This is a genomic window from Paracoccus sp. M683, from assembly GCF_007096355.1.
Classification (GTDB): Bacteria; Pseudomonadota; Alphaproteobacteria; order Rhodobacterales; family Rhodobacteraceae; genus Paracoccus.
Genome location: NZ_VKDF01000017.1, coordinates 16,452 through 34,342, shown reverse-complemented (window position 1 = coordinate 34,342; position 17,891 = coordinate 16,452). Strand labels below are relative to the sequence as shown.

The 17,891-nt window shown below is 61.2% G+C and carries 17 protein-coding genes and 1 pseudogene; 7 read left to right on the top strand and 11 right to left on the bottom strand.

Translation table 11 applies throughout. The features are described 5' to 3' along the window. The first annotated feature begins 7 nt into the window (after positions 1-7). The 5 genes from FNJ84_RS19320 to FNJ84_RS19300 are packed head-to-tail and all read left to right on the top strand — an operon-like array spanning position 8 to position 5,866. On the top strand, positions 8-2,017 hold the full coding sequence (locus FNJ84_RS19320; RefSeq protein WP_073068770.1) for a biotin carboxylase N-terminal domain-containing protein: 2,010 nt from the start codon (positions 8-10) through the stop codon (positions 2,015-2,017). A gap of 1 nt (position 2,018) precedes the next feature. Then, the gene (locus tag FNJ84_RS19315) at positions 2,019-2,978 is read left to right on the top strand and encodes a hydroxymethylglutaryl-CoA lyase (protein WP_073068772.1); all 960 of its coding nucleotides are present in this window, start codon (positions 2,019-2,021) and stop codon (positions 2,976-2,978) included. 12 nt (positions 2,979-2,990) lie between these two features. Next, positions 2,991-3,905 (top strand): SDR family NAD(P)-dependent oxidoreductase, encoded by a 915-nt coding sequence (locus FNJ84_RS19310; protein ID WP_082135449.1) that lies wholly within the window; start codon positions 2,991-2,993, stop codon positions 3,903-3,905. Beyond that, positions 3,905-4,699: a citryl-CoA lyase gene (locus tag FNJ84_RS19305; RefSeq protein WP_143794845.1), complete on the top strand. Its 795-nt coding sequence runs from the start codon at positions 3,905-3,907 to the stop codon at positions 4,697-4,699. Before FNJ84_RS19310 ends, FNJ84_RS19305 begins: the two co-directional genes overlap by 1 nt. A 3-nt stretch (positions 4,700-4,702) precedes the next feature. Then, complete coding sequence (locus FNJ84_RS19300) at positions 4,703-5,866, top strand: acyl-CoA dehydrogenase family protein (protein ID WP_073068775.1); 1,164 nt, start codon at positions 4,703-4,705, stop codon at positions 5,864-5,866. A 144-nt stretch (positions 5,867-6,010) separates the two neighbouring features. Here FNJ84_RS19300 and FNJ84_RS19290 read toward each other — a convergent pair. The 11 genes and pseudogenes from FNJ84_RS19290 to FNJ84_RS19240 form a co-directional block, all read right to left on the bottom strand. Beyond that, a pseudogene (locus FNJ84_RS19290) lies at positions 6,011-6,220 on the bottom strand (IS110 family transposase); the annotation flags it as partial. Positions 6,221-6,338: 118 nt separating this feature from the next. Next, positions 6,339-7,535, bottom strand: coding sequence for a phenylacetate--CoA ligase family protein (locus FNJ84_RS19285; RefSeq protein WP_255471302.1), 1,197 nt, complete (start codon positions 7,533-7,535; stop codon positions 6,339-6,341). A gap of 27 nt (positions 7,536-7,562) precedes the next feature. After that, on the bottom strand, positions 7,563-8,372 hold the full coding sequence (locus FNJ84_RS19280; RefSeq protein ID WP_073068788.1) for an enoyl-CoA hydratase/isomerase family protein: 810 nt from the start codon (positions 8,370-8,372) through the stop codon (positions 7,563-7,565). 28 nt (positions 8,373-8,400) lie between these two features. Then, the gene (locus FNJ84_RS19275) at positions 8,401-9,552 is read right to left on the bottom strand and encodes an acyl-CoA dehydrogenase family protein (RefSeq protein ID WP_073068790.1); all 1,152 of its coding nucleotides are present in this window, start codon (positions 9,550-9,552) and stop codon (positions 8,401-8,403) included. Next, entirely contained in the window at positions 9,549-10,676 is a 1,128-nt protein-coding gene (locus FNJ84_RS19270) for an acyl-CoA dehydrogenase family protein (RefSeq protein WP_255471301.1), read from the bottom strand. The genes FNJ84_RS19275 and FNJ84_RS19270 overlap by 4 nt, the downstream gene beginning before the upstream one ends. Further along, entirely contained in the window at positions 10,663-11,112 is a 450-nt protein-coding gene (locus FNJ84_RS19265; protein ID WP_073068794.1) for a MaoC family dehydratase, read from the bottom strand. Before FNJ84_RS19265 ends, FNJ84_RS19270 begins: the two co-directional genes overlap by 14 nt. After that, positions 11,109-11,828: a transglutaminase family protein gene (locus FNJ84_RS19260; RefSeq protein WP_073068796.1), complete on the bottom strand. Its 720-nt coding sequence runs from the start codon at positions 11,826-11,828 to the stop codon at positions 11,109-11,111. Before FNJ84_RS19260 ends, FNJ84_RS19265 begins: the two co-directional genes overlap by 4 nt. Before the next feature lie 66 nt (positions 11,829-11,894). After that, positions 11,895-13,031: a CaiB/BaiF CoA-transferase family protein gene (locus tag FNJ84_RS19255; RefSeq protein WP_073068819.1), complete on the bottom strand. Its 1,137-nt coding sequence runs from the start codon at positions 13,029-13,031 to the stop codon at positions 11,895-11,897. Between the two features lie 10 nt (positions 13,032-13,041). Then, a complete protein-coding gene (locus tag FNJ84_RS19250; protein WP_185968604.1) occupies positions 13,042-13,899 on the bottom strand; it encodes a MaoC/PaaZ C-terminal domain-containing protein in 858 nt (285 codons plus the stop codon). Between the two features lie 23 nt (positions 13,900-13,922). Continuing rightward, positions 13,923-15,074: a thiolase gene (locus FNJ84_RS19245; protein ID WP_073068800.1), complete on the bottom strand. Its 1,152-nt coding sequence runs from the start codon at positions 15,072-15,074 to the stop codon at positions 13,923-13,925. Positions 15,075-15,077: 3 nt separating this feature from the next. Beyond that, positions 15,078-15,461, bottom strand: coding sequence for a Zn-ribbon domain-containing OB-fold protein (locus FNJ84_RS19240; RefSeq protein WP_073068820.1), 384 nt, complete (start codon positions 15,459-15,461; stop codon positions 15,078-15,080). A gap of 96 nt (positions 15,462-15,557) precedes the next feature. Here FNJ84_RS19240 and FNJ84_RS19235 point away from each other — a divergent pair, with 96 nt between their 5' ends. Together FNJ84_RS19235 and FNJ84_RS19230 are read left to right on the top strand one after the other, a co-directional pair. Next, positions 15,558-16,724: a CaiB/BaiF CoA-transferase family protein gene (locus FNJ84_RS19235; RefSeq protein WP_073068803.1), complete on the top strand. Its 1,167-nt coding sequence runs from the start codon at positions 15,558-15,560 to the stop codon at positions 16,722-16,724. After that, on the top strand, positions 16,721-17,887 hold the full coding sequence (locus FNJ84_RS19230) for a CaiB/BaiF CoA-transferase family protein (protein WP_073068805.1): 1,167 nt from the start codon (positions 16,721-16,723) through the stop codon (positions 17,885-17,887). Before FNJ84_RS19235 ends, FNJ84_RS19230 begins: the two co-directional genes overlap by 4 nt. Positions 17,888-17,891 lie beyond the last annotated feature (4 nt).

Genomic DNA, 17,891 nt, shown 5'->3' with positions numbered 1-17,891 from the left:
GCAAACCATGAAAATCAAAACGCTTCTTATCGCCAATCGCGGCGAAATCGCCTGCCGAATCGCACGCACCGCGCGGGCCAGCGGCATCACCCCTGTTGGCGTGCATTCGCAGGCCGACGCCAACGCCCTTCACGTCCGTGAGATCGGCAAATCTGTCTGCATCGGTGCCGGTCCCGCATCCGAGAGCTATCTGAAGATCGACGCAGTCATCGCCGCCGCCAGATCCGTCGGCGCCGATGCGATCCATCCCGGTTACGGCTTTCTGGCAGAGAACGCAGATTTCGCCCGCGCGGTCGAAGCCGCAGGCATGATCTTCATGGGGCCGACACCGGACACGCTGGAACGCTTCGGCGACAAGGCCAGCGCCAAGGATGCGGCGGTTGCTGCCGGCATTCCGGTTGTCTCGGGCGCCCAGGGCGCGCGCTCCAACCCGCAGGAAATCGCACAGGAAGTGCGCAAGATGGGCCTACCGGTGCTGCTCAAGGCGGTCGGCGGCGGCGGCGGGCGCGGGCAGCGGCTCGTGACGGTTGAAGCCACGCTTGTGGAGGACATCGAGGGCGCGCTGCGCGAAGCAAAGTCCACCTTTGGCTCCGAGGGCCTTCTGCTGGAACGCTTCCTGCCCGAGGCACGCCATGTCGAGGTGCAGATCGCGGGCGACGGCAAGGGCCATGTGCTGCACCTGTTCGAGCGCGACTGCACGCTTCAGCGCCGCCACCAGAAGGTCATCGAAGAGGCCCCGGCTTGGGGCTTGCCTCGCGCGCTTCTTGACGAGATCGCGCATGACGCGGTGCGCCTGGGCGAAACGCTCAATTATCGCGGCCTGGGCACGGTCGAATTTCTGGTCGCGGGGGACGAGTATTTCTTTCTGGAGGTGAACCCGCGCATCCAGGTGGAACACCCCGTCACAGAGGCGATCACCGGGCTGGACCTGGTCGCGTTGCACCTGCGCATTGCCGAGGGCGCGGGCTTGGGGCTTGTTCAGGAGGATCTGCGGATCAACGGCCACGCCGTCGAGGCGCGGCTTTATGCCGAAGACCCGGCCATGCAATTCGCCCCCTCGACGGGCACGCTGACCACGCTCAGCCTGCCCGGCGGCCTGCGGATCGACAGCGGTGTCGAAGAAGGCGACGCGGTGACGCCCTATTACGACCCGATGATCGCTAAGCTGATCGTTCACGCGCCCGACCGGGAAACCGCCTTGGCGCGGCTGGCGACGGCGCTGGACCATATCGCGGTGGAGGGCGTGGAAACTAACCGTGCCTTTCTGACGGCGCTAGCGCGAAACCCCGAATTCGGGCAGATGCAGGTTCATACGCGCTGGATCGACGGCCAGCTTGACGCGCTGACACAGCCGCCCCCCCTTACCCGCCCCGAGCGGTGGAAGGCGGCAGCCGCGATTCTGTTCGTGGCAACGTCGCGCCGCGATGCGGACGTGGATCCCTGGAGCAACCGCGATACCTTCACCGGCTGGCGGCTTGGCCTGGGTGGAGATGCGGTTGAGGCGGGACAGCGCGTGACGCTCACCGATTCCGCCGGTGCATCGGAGGAATTGCGCGTCGGCCCTGTCAAACCGGGTGACAAATACACCGTTATTTTGGAAAACGGCGATGCTACCATGTTGACCGCGCGTGAAATCACGCCGGGTCGATGGCGCCTGAGCGAGGGCGATACCGTCCTTTTGATCGACGCGCGGCTCCACGCCGGGGTGATTGAGATGGACACGCCCGAAGGTCGGCTGATCTTTCGCCCGGCCACGCCGCTGGCCTTTGCCGGCGGCGATGCGGCAGCGGATCGCGCCGTGGTCTCGCCGCTAACCGGCATGATCGTCGAGATCAAGGTGACCGACGGTCAACCCGTCGCCGCAGGCGACGTGATCGCGGTCATGGAATCAATGAAACTTGAAATCTCGATCCGCGCTGCCGCAGCCGGTACCGCCAGCAAGATATCCGTCTCGAATGGTGACATGGTCAATCGCGGCCAGGTCATCGCCGAGATACTGCCATCCGAGGAGCAATGAGATGAGCGACTTTCCCAAATTCGTCGAATTTCGTGAGGAAGGCCCGCGCGAGGGCTTTCAGATCGAAAAGAAGATCTATCCGATCGAACAGCGGATCGAACTGATCGATATGCTCAGCGACACCGGTCTGAAGCGCATTCAGGTCGGCAGCTTTGTCAGCCCGAAATACGTGCCGCAGATGGCGGACACCGGGGAGTTGTTCCAGCGTATCAAGCGCAAGCCGGGTGTGAATTACACGTCACTATGGCTGAACGACAAAGGGTTTCGCAAGGCCCTGACGGCGCATGAGGTCGATATCGACCCGCGCCTGCTGTTATATCCTTCCGAGGCGTTTGCCCAATCGAACAACAATTGTTCCTCCGCGGAAATGCGGGAAAAACAACGCGACTGGGTTCGTCTTTACAAGGAAGAGGGATATACGATCGACGCGGCCTATGTGATGACGGCCTTCGGCTGCAACCTCGAAGGCCCCATCCCGCAAGAGCGCATCTTGGACGATTTCCGCTTCGTTCTTCAGCTGTGCGAAGAAGAGGACATCCCCGTACCGATCCTTGTGATCGCCGATACAATGGGCTGGGGCAACCCCGAGGCTCTCAAACGAATGATCGGCGCGCTGCGGGAACTGGCACCCAGTGCCCGCATCGGGATGCATATTCATGACACGCGCGGGCTTGGCATCGCCAATCTCCATGCCGCCCTGTCGATGGGCGTGGACATGTTCGAAAGTTCGGTCGCCGGTCTTGGCGGCTGTCCTTTCGCGGGCCACGGCCACGCCCGCGCCGCAGGAAATGTCTGCACTGAGGATGCGGTGTTCCTGTGCCACGAGCTTGGCATCGAAACCGGCATTGATCTGGACAAGCTGATCGCAGCGGCGGTCAAGGCGGAAGAGATCATCGGCGTGCCTCTCATGGGCCGGGTCATGCATACCGGCGGGCTCGACAAGTACCGCAAGGCAAACTGAGGAGGGATGAAGATGGCGAAGGCGCTTGACGGAAAAGTGGTTCTGGTCACCGGCGCGGGTGGCGGTATCGGCCGCGATATCGCGCTGATGGCGGCGTCCGAAGGGGCGGCGGTGGTAGTCAATGATCTGGGGGCGTCCCTGAAAGGCACCGGCCAGACCGAAAGCGCCGCTCAGGCCGTCGTCGCAGAGATCAAAGCCGCCGGAGGTGATGCGATCGCCGATGGCGGTTCGGTCACCGACCCCGAGGCCGCGCGTGCGATGATCGAGGCCGGTGTCAAGGAATTCGGTCGCATTGACGCGGTGGTCAACAACGCAGGCATCCTGCGCGACGGGTTTTTCCACAAGATGACATACGAGGATTTCGATGCGGTGGTGAAGGTCCATCTTTATGGTGCCTTCAATACCAGCCGCGCTGCCGCCGATTATTTCCGCGAACAGGAAGGCGGCGCTCTGGTTCACATGACCTCGACCTCGGGTCTGATCGGCAATCTGGCGCAGGCCAATTATGCGTCTGCCAAATTGGGCATCGCCGCCTTGTCGAAATCGATTGCGCTCGACCTGAAGCGGTGGAACGTGCGGTCGAACTGCATCGCGCCCTTCGCCTGGAGCCGGATGATCTCGTCTATCAAGACAGACACCCCGGAACAGGTGGCGCGGGTCGAGAAAATCAAGCAGATGACCCCTGCAAAAGTTGCGCCGATGGCCTGTTTCCTGATGAGCGACCGCGCGGCTGACGTGTCCGGACAAGTCTTTGCGGTTCGCAAGAACGAGATCTTCCTGTTCAACCAGCCCCGCCCGGTGCGGTCGGTTCATTCCGGCGAGGGCTGGACAGCGGACGAAATCGCCGAGCGCGCCATGCCCACGCTCAGATCGCAGTTCACACCGCTCGAAGTGTCGGCGGACGTCTTTTCGTGGGATCCGGTCTGATGGGAAAACGTAAGGAAAAGATTAGCTCGAACATCGCCTGGAGCACGCCGGAAAAGATCTGCGTGCGGGGCCTTGATCTGCCGAACGAGATCCTGGGCCACATGAACCTGGGCGATCTCGCCTTTCTGCAACTGACGGGCCGCAAGGCCACGCCAGAGGAAAGCCGGGTCTTCAACGCCATCATCATCACCCTGGTAGAACATGGCATCACGCCCTCGGCGCTGGCCGCGCGCATGACATATATGGGCGCACCGGAATCGCTTCAGGCGGCGGTGGCGGCGGGACTGTGCGGGCTGGGCACGGTCTTTGTTGGCTCGATGGAGGGCGCCTCAAAAATGCTCTACGAGGCGCTGCCGCAGGACAGGCGCGGCACCGGCGCCGACCTGGATGCCATAGCGCTGGAAACGGTTGAGAAGTTCCACGCCCGCAAGGCCATCGTGCCGGGGCTGGGCCACCCGGTTCACAAGCCGGTCGATCCGCGCACACCGCGCCTGTTCCAGATCGCAGCCGAGAACGGCAGATCCGGTCAATACATCAAGTTGATCCAGAAAATTCAGGGCGTGGCCGAGGCGAAATCGGGCAAGATGCTGCCGATCAACGCTACCGGTGCCATAGGCGCGATCTGCTGCGAATTCGGCTTTCCGTGGAAGATCGTGCGCGGCTTTGGCGTGATGGCGCGGGCCATCGGGCTGGTCGGCCATATCCTTGAGGAAAGCGAAAACCCAATTTCTTATGAGCTGTGGCAGCGTGCCGAGCAGGAAATCCTTGAAACCTCGGGACCGGGAGCGAAATAAGCGATGCAGACATCAGCCCCCGACACCCATGGCGACCTGCGCGATGCCCTGCGCGCGCTTTGTGCACAGTTCCCGCCGCAATATCATCGAAAGTTCGGCGAGAACGAAACCTACCCCGAGGAATTTGTCGATGCGCTGACCCGCGAGGGCTGGCTCGCCGCGATGATCCCCGAGGAATACGGCGGATCGGGCCTGGGTCTGACCGAAGCCTCGATCATCATGGAAGAGGTGAACCGCTGCGGCGGCAACGCGGGCCACTGCCATGGGCAGATGTATAACATGGGCACGCTTCTGCGGCACGGCTCGGACGAGCAGAAGCAGAAATACCTGCCCGCCATCGCCAGCGGCGCGCTCCGCCTGCAGTCCATGGCCGTGACCGAGCCGACGACCGGGACCGACACCACCAAGCTCAAGACTACAGCGGTCAGGAAGGGCGACCGCTATGTGATCAACGGCCAGAAGGTCTGGATCAGCCGCATTCAACATTCGGACCTGATGATCCTGCTGGCCCGCACCACACCGTTGAAAGATGTCAAGAAGAAGTCCCAGGGCCTGTCGATCTTCATGGTTGATCTGAAAGAGGCCATTGGCAATGGCATGGAGGTGCGCCCCATCGCCAACATGCCGGGCCACGAAACCAATGAAGTGTTCTTCGACAACCTGGAGATTCCCGCCGAGAACCTGATCGGAACCGAAGGCCGCGGATTTTACCACATTCTTGACGGGCTCAACGCCGAGCGCACGCTGATCGCCGGGGAATGTATCGGGGACGGATACTGGTTTGTGGACAAGGCCCGCGCCTATGCCGGCGAGCGTATTGTCTTCGATCGCCCGATCGGTCAGAATCAGGGCGTGCAGTTTCCTATCGCCAAGGCCTATGTGAACGTCGAGGCCGCCAACCTGATGCGCTTCGAGGCCGCAAGACGCTTTGACGCCGGGCAGGATTGCGGGGCACAGGCGAACATGGCAAAACTACTGGCCGCCGATGCCAGCTGGGAAGCGGCAAATGCCTGCATCCAGACTCATGGCGGCTTCGGCTTTGCGCGCGAATACGATGTCGAGCGCAAGTTCCGCGAGGCCCGACTGTATCAGGTGGCCCCGATCTCGACCAACCTCATCCTGTCCTATGTCGGCGAGCATATCCTGGGTATGCCGCGGTCGTTCTGAGGCCAGGGACCATGAATGAGATCGACCTTGACGCGCTGGCACCCTGGCTAGGACGCACTGAAACCAAAGAAGACGTCCTGACGCACGGTCTGATCGACAAATTCCGTGCCACGTTCGGTCCGCATCTTTGGGGCGGAGCAGGTGATGCCCCAGCTTGCCAATTTCCCGGCCCCAAAAATGGGCACCCCCACAGGCTTCCATCGCCACGACGCAAGAGGGCAGCTGGCTGAAAAACTCTAGCACTTGAGCCCGCCGCAACTTCTTGCGCAGAACGGCTCGTCCTACGCCGTCGGCTCCATGCACCTGGAACACATTCTTCGCCAGATCGAGCCCGACCGTGATAATCTCCGACATGACCGCTCCCCTTTGTGGATCGTTGCAGACCCACCCTGGCACATCTGATGCCGTCGGGGGGCGGTCACATCATCAGAGTCGATCTGCCCGGAAAATCAGCGCGGTCCGGGTCCGCGCCTCATCCGTCCTTGTCGTTGACGATCAGATCGGCATTCTCCGGCAACTCCGGCACCACGCTCACCGCGTCGGCGCGGATCCTGGAATGCGACTTGAAGGCCTCGGCAGCGGCGATGATTGCGGCCGAGGCATCGGCACCGTCTTCCAGCACAAGCGAGATGCGGATCATGTCGCGTTCGTTCTCGCGCGTTACCACGGCCTGCGCGGCCTTCACGCCGGGCGAGCCGATGACGACCTCCTCGATCACGCGCGGATAAACGAAAATCTCGCGCACTTTGACCGCTGCGCCGACTCGGCCCTGCAGTGCGGAAATCCGGCTGACGGTGCCATCAGCGTTGCTCCCTAGCGCAAAAGCGCTGTCTCCGGTGCCAAACCGAATCATCGGCCAGGTGGCATCGCGCGCGGTCACAACAACCTCACCCGGTTCCCCGTGAGCGACCTGTTCTCCACTGACCGGATCGCAGATCTGCACAACGCGGTCGGGATGAACCACATAGCCATCGCCGCCATCCTCATAGCCGACAAGGCCCAGATCCGCAGTGGCATAGGCAGCCCAGGTCGTCACGCCATAGTCTGCCTCGATCCGGCGGCGCTTGGCCATCCAGTCGCCCATCTCACCACCGAGGAAGGCCGTTTTCACCTTCCAGGCGTCGCGGCCATAGGTTTCGATCACCTTGTCCGCCAGCGTCAGGAAAAACGCGGTGGATGCGCAGATCGAAGTGACGCCGGTTTCGACGATGATCTGCGCCTGAAGCTCGGTATTGCCGACGCCGCCGGGAATTACGGTGGCCCCGGCGGCCTGTGCCGCTTCGTCGAACAAAAGCCCCGCCGGCACGAGGTGATACATCCAGGTGTTCAGAATGATGTCGCCCGCACCCACGCTGGCCGATCTGAATAGAAGGTCCAAGCCGTGGCCACCGCCGCCCGAAAGCGACGGCTCGAAGATCGGGCCGGGCGACACGTAGATCCGGCCGACATCCTTTAGATCGGCAGCGAGAAACCCGCCGAAGGGCGGATTGGCGCGCTGGAGCTTGAGAAGCTCTTCCTTCTTCATCACCGGCAGCCGTGACAGATCTGCCAAGGACCTGACGGCCGCCGGATCGAATCCGGCAGCCGCAAATCGTGATTTCAGCCCAGATGCCCTTTCGGCTGCGGCGGCATAGGCTTGAGCTATGTCCTTGTAGATGTCTTCAGACATGATCATGCCTCCCTCTTCAGTCGTGGCTTAAAGCGGGCAGTCCTTGCGGAAGTTCGGCGCGCGCTTCTCGCGATGCGACAGTACCCCTTCCTTGACGTCTTCGCCCATGAACCCGAGCATTTCAAGCGCAGTCGAGGCATCGAAGATCGGGCCAGCCTGGCGCAGCCAGTTGTTCAGCGAATATTTGGTCCAGCGGATCGCGCTTTGCGAGCCGTTGGCGAGCTCGACGGCCGTATCCAAAGCGATTTGCTGCAACTCGTCATCTTCGACGCACATTGACACTAGGCCGATGCGCTCGGCCTCTTCGCCCGAAACCGGCTTACAAGTCATCAAATAGTATTTCGCCTTGGCCATCGAGGTCAGCAATGGCCAGATGATTGCCGCGACATCGCCAGCGGCAACGCCCAGACGCGGGTGACCATCGACGATCTTGGCCTTCTTACCGGCGATCGAGATGTCGGCTAGGATAGCCACCACAAGGCCGGCACCGGCGGCAGGGCCGTTGATGGCGGAAATAATCGGCTTGTTACAGTTGATGATGTTGTAGACGAGGTCTTTGGCCTCTTTCCACGTCTTCATGATCTCGTACGAATTGCCGATCATGTTTTCGATCAGGCTGAAATCGCCGCCGGCCGAGAATGCCTTGCCCGCGCCGGTGACTATGACCGCATTGATGTCGGGGTCACGATCGATATCGATCCACATATCTGTCATCTGAGTGTGGGTTTCCGCATCTACGGAATTGAAAGTCTCAGGGCGGTCGAACGTGATGCGCAGGACGCGATCAGCCGGGTAGTCGAATCTCATCTTGTGATATTTTGCGTAACGATCGGACATGGTTCTTTTCCTCCTCAGGGTATTAGGTTCAGTCAGGCAATCCGAGAACGGCCTTGGACAGGATGTTTCGCTGGATCTCGTTCGACCCTCCATAGATCGTCGTCGGTCTGGCCTTGTAGAAACTCGCAAGGACATCGACGCTTACATTGCCGACCTGAAGCGGGCCGACGGTGCCGCCATCGGGTCCGGCTGCCTCGATCATCAGCTCGGTGATGCGCTGAAAGCACTCGGTCACCCAGATCTTGAGCATCGAGACATCGGCGCCCAGCGTTTCGCCGCGCTTCAGTTGGTCGGCGAAACGGGAGTAAAGCGCCGCGTGATCCTCGACATCAAGCGCGGCTTGCGCAAAGCGGTCGCGGAACACTGGATCGTCAAAAGCGCCACGGCCCCGTGCGAAGCTCTCAAGCTGCCCCAACGCGTTCTGGGCCAGGCTGGGCGAGCCGATGAAGATGCGCTCGAAGCTCAGGAGCGCCTTGGCCATGGTCCAGCCCTTGTTCAACTCGCCCACGAGGTTTTCGCGGGGTGTACGGGCATTGTCGAAGAAAACCTCGCAAAATTCCGTTTCCCCCGAAAGCGTGGTGATCGTGCGCACCTCGACACCGGGTTGATCCATCGACGCAAGGACAAAGCTGATTCCCTGTTGTTTTTTGGGCGCGTCCGGATCGGTGCGGACCAGCATGAAGATGTGCGTGGCGTCATGCGCCATCGTGGTCCAGATCTTCTGTCCGTTTATGACAAAGTCGTCGCCGTCAATCTCTGCGCGTGTGCGCAGGTTGGCCAGATCGGACCCGGCACCGGGTTCCGAATACCCCTGGCACCAGATGTCTTCGCAACTGAGGATTCGCGGCAGCCAATAGTTTTTTTGTTTCTGAGTGCCGAACTTGATGATCAGGGGGCCGACCATCTGCACACCCATGTCTCGACCACGATTGACACCCCAGCGCTGCTGCTCTTCGTAGAAGATCAGCAGCTTGGCGGCATTCAGCCCCATACCGCCGTATTCCGCGGGCCAGGCCGGCGCAACCCATCCCTTGGTGTGCAGCTTGCGATGCCAATGTTCAATCTCGGCGAACTTGGGGCGGTGCGGCAGATGGCGCAGCTCTTCGGGGTACTCGGCCTCGAGGAACCCGCGCACCTCTTTGCGGAATTCCGCATCGCTCATTGCGTTCCAGTCGGTCATTGTGCGGCCCCCTCTTCTTCGCGCGCGTCAAACCAGATCCGACGGTGATAGGCGTCGTCGCCCAGCCAGGCCGACAGCACCAGCGCCCGGTTCAGATAAAGCCCGATATCGAATTCATCGGTGTAGCCGACCGCGCCGTGCAGCTGGATGGCGTCGCGGGTGACTTTCCTGGCGGCCGTGACCGCCCGTGCCTTGGCCCGGCTGGCCAGACGTGCGCGGATACTTGCGTCCGTTTCGCCATCCATCCGCATCAGAACTTCGCGCACTGCGGCCTGCGCGACCTCGCACATCACGTTCAGGTCGACGGCGCGGTGCTGGATGACCTGGAAGGATCCGATCGGCTTGTTGAACTGCTCGCGCGTCTTGATGTAGTCGAGCGTAATCTCGAAGGCGCGCTGGCTCAGGCCGACAAGCTCGGCTGCGGCAAGCGCCGTTGCGTCGGCCACAGCCTCGGACAGCGCTCCCTGAACCGCGGCACCGCAGGCCAGCTCCGCAGCCGGCGTTCCTGAAAAGGAAAGCTCGCCCAAGGAACTGCCATCGGCCTGCGCCCGCCTGGTCGTAACAAGCCCATCCGCGCTGGCCTCGGCCAGAACTAGAACCGGGCCACCATCTGCTTCGGCTACAACAAGGAAATCCTGCGTTCCTCCCGCGCCAACCACCCAGGCCTTGCCGCCGGTCAGCTTTCCGTCCGCATACCGGCAAGTCGCATCAGCGGAAGCGCCGCCCGGACCACGTTCCTGCCAGGCAACCGCCAGCGATGCCTCGCCGCCGACAAGCTGTTCCAGCTTCGGATGCTCCGGGCAAAGGCGGCGCAGAAGGCCTAGGCCAAGACCAATCGTCGCCACGACCGGTTCCGGGGCGATCACGCGGCCGACCTCTTCGGCGATAACGCCACCGGCAGCCAGGCCCATGCCAAGCCCCCCCTGTTCTTCGGGCACGGCCACGCCAAAAACACCGGCTTCGCCCAATTCCCGGACCATATCCGGGTCAAATTCGCCCCCGGCATCGCGGAGCTTTCGCGACCGTCCACTTCCGCCCGCGCGGTCAAACAGCGTGCGCGCGCTTTCGCGCAGCAGGCGAAGGTCTTCTTCTTGTTCGCTGGATTGCATATCAACCTGTGTCATTTCGTTTTCGCTTCATCATCAATGGGACGTCAGCTGAAAGAACCACCTCGCCCTTGGGGTTCCTGACGCTGAGCGTATAGTGCAAGACACCTCGATCGGGCTTGCTTTTGGACGGCGTGACCGAGTTGATAGTCATTTCGATATCGAGGGGTTCATCCGGGCGGACAGGCAGCAGCCAGCGCAGATTCTCGAAGCCCATGCCGCCGATATTGGCCACATTGACCATCAATTCCGTCACGACAGGTTTGAACACCTCAAGCGCGGTCTGAAATCCCGAGGCGATCAGGCTGCCATGTATCGCGGTCGCATAGTCTTCGTCGGTGTGCAGCCGCTGCGGGTCCCACTCCTGGGCAAAGGCCTTTATGGACTGTGCGCTCATCGGGGCGCTGCGAAAGTGAAAGACTTGGCCCGACTCGAAATCGTCAAGATATTTCAAGCGGCCCCCTCCTTTGCGAAACCGGAATCATACCCGCTCGAATCTTTGGAGATTCTCACCCGGTTGAACTCTTCCAGTTTCGGGTAGGTTTCCTTGAAGGCCGTCAGGAATTCCGTCATCGGCGCATCGACATGAAGACCCCGGTCGTTCACATATTCCATGTGGCGCTGGTCCTTCTCGTCGAATTCGTGGAAAAGAGCATCGTGATAGCCGTCAAAAACCAGAGGCTTGACCCCGAATCTTTCACACAGCTCTATGTTGAAAGCGGGTGTGACCTTATAGGATTCACCACCCAGCCACAGTTGAACATAACCGTGATAGATAAAGAGATCGGTCCCCATCAGCTCCTGCAGCTTGGGAGTATTCAGGTGGTTGCGCACATCCGCGAATCCCAAAGCGGCGGGGATACCGACGGCGCGCAGACAGGCCGCAAGTAGGATTGCCTTGGGGACGCAGAAGGCTGCCTCCGCCCCGGCGATCCGGCTGGCACGATAAGAATCTTCATCCAGCGCAAAACAATACGGGTCGTAACGGATATCGTCGCGAACCGCTTCGAACAGGCGGATCGCCTTATCTCGATTGGTCGCGTCCACAGGAAGATCGCGCAAAGCCGATGTGATGAAACCCTGCACTTCGAGGCTGTCGCTCTCGACAAAGTGCGCGGGCAAGACAAAGCGCGCAGCTTCTGTCGGCAGGTCGTCGTGGGGTTGGGCCAATGGACCTCTCCATTTTTTTCTAACAAATGTTAGATTACAATCTGAAAACCTGCGGGTCAACGAATTTCATTGTGTTTTTCGCAAGTCCTGGCCAAAGCGGGTATTATCTTCCCCCAATGCCGCAGCACGTCCGGCCGAACTCGCCGCAGAACGGAATTCCGGAGCAATTGGCAGCGGCAGCGCCGGTACCTCCCGACCAGAAATGTTCAGCTTTCGCTCGAATACGCCTCGCGCGATAAAATGCGGATCGGCCGCAGCTTCGGCGGGCGTTTTCACGACGGAACAACAACAGTCCGCAGCGGCCAGCAAAGACTCCCAATGGGTCGAGGGATGGTCGCCCAGACGACGCGCCACTTCCGCAACACTGGCATTGGGGTCGGACCAGTCATCACGAAGCTCCTGCGGCAGGCCGATGACATCGCAGAACAACTGCCAGAACTTTTCCTCGATCGCCCCGACGGCGATCTGACGGCCGTCCGCCGCGGTATAGAGACGATAGCGCGCTAGGCCGCCGGTCAGACGGCTGCTGCCGCTTGCGATGTCATTGCCGGCGATCACGCCATCTGCTTGGGCCCAGTAGGCAAAGGCAAACGCCCCCTCGGACATGGCGATATCCAGATGCGTTCCCTGACCGCTTGCCTGCCGCGCAATCAGGGCCAGCAGGATATTGACCACCGCCGGATAGGTTCCGCCCCCGATATCAGCGACCAACCCGAAGGGCATGGTTGGCTGCTGATCCGGTCCCCGGCTCAGCGACAGAATCCCCGCATCGCCCACATAATTGAGATCGTGCCCGGCAGTCGAAGCCTTCGGGCCGGTCTGTCCATAACCGGTGATCGAACAATAGATGAGACCGGGATTGATCTCGCGCACGGCCTCGTATCCCAGACCGAGCCGGTCCATCACTCCGGGGCGAAATTGCTCTACCAGAACATCGGCCTTTTCAAGCAAAGGGCGCAGAACATTCATTGCGCCCTTTGACTTGAGGTCGATTGCCACCGACCGCTTGCCGTGATTCAAAACAGCGAAGCCAATGCTCTCCCCGTCTATTTTCGGCGCGGTCAGGCGTGCGTCCTCACCCGTGCCCGGACGCTCGAACTTGATAACTTCGGCCCCGGCTTCGGATAACATGAGCGTGGCCATCGGGCCGGGAAGAAGGGTGCTGAAATCCAGCACCAAGATATCCTTGAGCGGCTGTGTCATCCTCCCTCCCTCACGCGAAACGCGCAGCCCCATTGTTTAGAACCACCACGTCGCGGGCCGGGATCGAAGCGCGGAACCGGGCCTCGCCACCCTCTTCCCAGATCTCAAACCGCACGGTCTCGCCGGGATAGACCGGGGCGGAAAACCGCACGTCCAGCCCGACAAGCCGGGCGGCGTCATAATCGAGCAGCGATTTGAGGATCGCCCGCGCCGCCAGACCATAGGTCGCAAGGCCGTGCAGGATCGGGCGGTCGAACCCGACCGAACGCGCCACATCCGGGTCGGCATGAAGCGGGTTCATGTCACCGCTAAGGCGGTAAACCAGCGCCTGGCGCGGTAGTGTTTCGATATCGCAGACATGATCGGGCGCGCGGTCGGGCAAGGCCGCTGGGGCCGGGCCGGGCCTGTTTTCGCCACCGAACCCACCATCGCCACGGCAGAAGGCCGACATCGCCACGCGAGCCAGCTTTTCGCCGCTATCGGCATTGATGATGTCGCGGCTCTGGTAGATGACGGCACCTTTGCCCTCGCCCTTGTCGGAAATAAAGTCGATCCGGCTGCGGCCGATGATGTTGCCGTTCACCGGCAGCGGCTTGTAGATGTCTAGCCATTGTTCACCATGCAGCACCTTCTGCCAGTTCACGCCGGTCTTGGGGTCGCGCAGCCAGAAGCCCGGGTACCCCATCGTGACCGCCATTGAGGGAACCGCCCTCAGCCCAGCTTCATAGACAAAGGCCAACTCTTTCCTGTCGGTCGGATCCTCGCCAAACCCGAGGCCGAGCGCATAAAGGATCGTATCCCGATCGGTCAGTGTTTGCTCGATCTCTTCGAAGTCCCAGTTCGATAGCGCGTCGAAATCCAATGGCATGATCTTTCCTCCCTGGTTTGTTCTTAGAGGGTGTTTTGCGAACCCAAGATTGCCGTGACCTGACTGGACAGCACACCGCCGTTCCCATGGGCCAGCGCCAGGTCGACATCCCTCAACTGAATGCCGGGCGCATCGCCACGGATCTGCCGCGCCGCCTCGATCACGGTGAAAATGCCATACATGCCGGGGTGCACACAGGACAGACCCCCACCATTGGTATTCACCGGCAAGACCCCGCCCGGCGCGATGCGCCCGCCCTCGACAAAGGCGCCGCCCTCGCCCTTGGCACAAAAGCCGAGATCTTCCAGAAACAGGATCGTATTGATGGTGAACGCATCGTACAGCTCGACCACCTGAATGTCAGCGGGCGACACGCCAGCCGCGTCAAAGGCGCGTGCGCCCGACTCGCGAGCGGCGGTCACGGTGAAATCCTTCATCTGCGATATTTGCCGGTGCGAGCTTTCCGCCGCGCTGCCCAAAACGTAAACCGGGGCCTTCGGGAAGTCCTTGGCGCGGTCGGCGCGCACCATCACGATCGCCCCGCCGCCATCGGTGACAAGACAACAATCGCGCACCGTCAACGGATCGGCCACCATACGCGCGCCCAAAACATCCTCAAGACTCAGCGGGCCGCGCTCGAATGCCTCAGGGTTGTGCTGCGCCCAAGCCCGCGCGGCCACCGCCACATCGGCCAGCTGTTCGCGGGTGGTGCCAAATTCATGCATGTGCCGTGCCGCCGCCATCGCATATGCGGAAATCGGATAGCGCGGATTATACGGCGCCTCATAGGCGGGCGGGCGCGATGCCGTCACAAGCCTGCCCGACGCGGTGCGCTGGTTGGAGCCATAAACGATCAGCGCCACATCACACAGGCCGGCCTCCAGCGCCATTGTGGCGGAGGTCAAGTAATTCACGAAGGACGAACCGCCCGTCATGGTGCCGTCGATGAACCTGGGCTGAATACCCAGATATTCGGCCGCCATCAGCGCCGGCATGCTGTCTTCCATCATGGTGCAGAACAGACCGTCCACATCAGACAGCTTCAGCCCCGCATCGCCAAGCGCCGCAAGCGCGGATTGCGCCATGACATCATAGGCCGTAAGCCCATGCGCCTCGCCAAAACCCGCGTGCCCGGTTCCCACAATGGCGGATTTTCCCCGAAGTTTGGGTGTCATGGCCTATACCTCCGCCGGTTTGAACAACACGGCCGGTTGCCCCTCGGCCCCGCCCACGAAGGCGGTCACGACCATGTCGATGACAATGTCACGGGGGGCAATGCCCTCGACTCGGCTCATCATCCGAACGCCTTCCTCCAGTTCCACCACGCACACGTTATAGTCGCCGCCGCGCTCGAGCTTCTGACGCACGACAGTGGTAGTATGGACCCGGCCCTTACCGCTGGCGGGATGCCAAGAGATCGCGGTCCCATGGCAGTGCGGACACAAGACCCTTGGAAAGAAATGATAGGCTCCGCAATCATCGCATCTGGGCAGCACGATCTCTCCGTTTGTCAGCGCGCGTTGGAATATCTGGTCTGGTCCTGTGGCGTCCGGCACCGGCATTCTCCTCAAATGGCCCATTCCTGGTTAATCGTATTGATAATGTTTCTAACATCTGTTAGATTCTGTCACGCTCCTAGGATCACGTGAGAGAACGCCATGTCAAGTTCAAATTCAGCGCCCCTTTCCGGCAAGCTCGTCATCGCGCTCGAACAGGCGGTGGCGGCGCCTTTTTGCTCTTCGCGGCTTGCCGATGCCGGTGCGCGGGTGATCAAGGTCGAACGCAAGGGCGTGGGCGATTTCGCGCGCGCCTATGATACTGTTGCCAACGGCGAAAGCGCCTATTTTACATGGCTGAACCGGGGCAAGGAATCGGTCGCACTAGACATCAAAGCAGCAGAAGATCGCGATATCCTGCTGAAAATGCTGGAAAACGCGGATGTGTTCATCCAAAATCTTTTGCCGGGCGCCCTTGCAAAGCTGGGTCTGGATTCGACGACCTTGCGAGAGAAGTTCCCGCGGCTTGTGACCTGCGATATCACCGGATACGGTGAAGACGGCCCGATGCGCAACGCCAAGGCTTATGACCTTCTGGTGCAATGCGAAAGCGGCCTGGCATCGGTGACCGGCACGCCGGACGGTCCGGGGCGGGTTGGCGTGTCGGTCTGCGACATCGCCACGGGCATGACAGCTCATGCCGGGATCTGCGAAGCGCTGATCGGGCGTGAGCGCTCCGGCACAGGCAGCGGCGTTTCGGTGGCCATGTTCGACGTGATGGCCGACTGGATGTCGGTTCCGCTGCTCTATCACGACTATCTTTCCAAACCGACGCCCCGCGTCGGTCTTAACCACACGATGATCTGCCCCTACGGCGCCTATGAGTGCAGGGACGGCCAGCTTATCGTGATAGCCGTACAGCACAGCGGTGAGTGGGTGAGCTTTTGCGACAACATCCTTGGGGATACCGCCCTAGCAACCGATCCACGTTTTCACGACAACTCGACGCGGCTGCTGAACAAGCCCGCGCTCGAAGCGCTCATCAAGGCCGTGTTCGCCTCTCATGACCGCGCCGGGATGCTAAAGCGGCTTGACGCGGCGGGCATTGCATACGGGGCGGTGAACGATGTGGCGTCCCTGTCCGACCACCCCCAACTCGACCGGTCCGTCATCAGCACGCCATCTGGCGAAATCAACGTCCCTGCGCCCCCGATCCGGCGCAGCGTCGGAGAGACGACACTTGGCCCTTGCCCGGCTTTCGACGCAGACGGCAAAGCCATCCGCACCGAGTTCGACCCTCGTCATAAAACAGGATACGCGCGTAAATGACCGCTGCGCAGAAACCCGCGATCCTTGATGGCGTGAAGATTGTCGATCTTACTTCTGTGGTTTTCGGGCCTTTGGCCACGCAAATGCTGGGCGATCTGGGGGCCGATGTGATCAAGGTGGAAAGCCCCGAGGGAGATCTTTTGCGCCAGGTCCAGCCGTCCCGCAACAAGCTGATGGGTGCCGCCTTTCTGGGTGCAAACCGCAACAAACGCAGCGTCATTCTAGACCTCAAGACGCCAAATGATCGCGATCGGCTGCGCAAGCTGCTGGCCGATGCCGATGTGATGATCTCCAGCATCCGGCCCGCGGCGCTTGCCAGATTGTCCCTTGACCCCGAAACGTTGCGCCGCGAGAATCCGAAACTGATTACGGTATCCGCCACCGGCTTTGGGCAGGACGGGCCCTATGCGGCCAAACCTGCCTTCGACGACATCGTCCAATCGGTCTCGGGGATGGCCAGCTTGGCATCATTGCGCGATCCCGAAGCTGCGCCGGCCTATGCCCCGACGATCCTTGCCGACAAGCTTGGCGGCGTCACTGCGGCCTATGCTGTCATGGCCGCCTTGTTCCATCGTGAGCGCACGGGCGTGCCCCAGCATGTCGAAGTGCCGATGTTTGAAACGCTGACGTCGTTCCTGCTGACCGAACATATGGATGGTGCCACATTCGAGGACAACCCGCAAGATTTCGGCTATGCCCGCATGCTTGTCCCTCATCGCCGCCCGGTTCAGACTTCGGACGGGTTTATCACTATTCTGCCCTACACCAACGTACAATGGGCACGCTTTTTCAAGGCAGTCGGGCGGGATGACATGCTCGGCCACTTGTGGGTGACCGACATGGACACCCGCAGCCGCAACATAGGCGCGGTTTACGATATGGTGGCGCAGCTCGCGCTGACACGGACCACAAAAGAATGGCTTGCCCTGATGGAGCAGGCCGATATTCCCGCCATGCCAGTCCGAAACCTGTCAGATCTGCCCAGCGACCCCCATCTTGCCGCCACCGGTTTCTTTCAGCAGATTGCTCATCCAACGGAAGGTGCCATTTGGACAACACGCCCGCCGGTTCGATTTTCGGCAACCCCGGCGCGACACGACCACCGGCCAGCCCCTCGGTTGGGCGAGCACAGCGAAGAGATCTTGGGCCCGGCCGAAGAGTAACCCC